This window comes from Protofrankia sp. Cr1 (assembly GCF_963555865.1).
Classification (GTDB): domain Bacteria; phylum Actinomycetota; class Actinomycetes; order Frankiales; family Frankiaceae; genus Protofrankia.
Genome location: NZ_CAUVXO010000079.1, coordinates 3,316 through 4,157, shown reverse-complemented (window position 1 = coordinate 4,157; position 842 = coordinate 3,316). Strand labels below are relative to the sequence as shown.

Annotated in this window: 1 protein-coding gene; it reads left to right on the top strand. The window is 70.8% G+C overall.

Features of this window, described 5'->3' with window-relative positions; all coding sequences use genetic code 11:
• Window positions 1-10 precede the first annotated feature (10 nt).
• The coding region (locus tag U9980_RS09430; protein ID WP_322767581.1) for an ATP-binding cassette domain-containing protein at window positions 11-842 on the top strand (832 nt) is incomplete at its 3' end.

Sequence of the window (842 nt, the reverse complement as noted above, 5' to 3'; positions counted from 1 at the left end):
GGGTATGGCGGTGAGCGTCGAGCACCTGCTCGTCACCGCCGTGGCGGTGGCCCAGGTGTCGATCGCGTTGGGCCAGCTCGGCAGCGTGGCGGGGCCCGCGTTCGCGGTGGCGCCGATCCTCACCCGGCTCACCCCGATCCTGGCCGCTGAGCCGGAGGCCGACGCCGATGCCGCCGACCCCGGCGCGCTCGCAGGCACGGTCGACCTGGACGACGTGACCTTCGCATATCCCGGAAACTCCCGCGCCACCCTGGACCGGATCGCGCTGCGGGCGGAGCCGGGCGAGATGGTCGCGGTGGTCGGGCCGTCCGGAGCAGGCAAGTCCACGATCGTCCGGCTGCTGCTCGGGTTCGAGACCCCCGCCTCCGGTCACGTCCGTTACGACGGCCGGGATCTCGCCGGGCTCGACCCGCGGGCGGTTCGCGCCCAGATCGGTGTGGTCACCCAGCACAGCCGCCTGATTCGCGGTTCGCTGCTGGACAACATCGTCGGTTCGGCCCAGGGCGTCACCGAGGCCGACGTGTGGCAGGCCGCACAGACCGCCGGCATCGCCGACGAGCTGCGGCGCCTGCCGTTGGGTCTGGCGACCCGGGTCGGGGAGGACCACCAGAGCTTTTCCGGTGGGCAGATCCAACGGCTGTTCATCGCCCGCGCGCTCCTGCGTAAGCCCGCGATTCTCATCTTCGATGAGGCCACCAGCGCGCTGGACAACAAGACCCAGCACGAGGTGACCAGCCGGGTGGCGGAGCTTTCCTGCACACGCATTGTCATCGCACATCGGCTGAGCACGGTCCGTCAGGCGGATCGGATTTATGTACTCGACAGCGGCCGGGTCGCGGCCG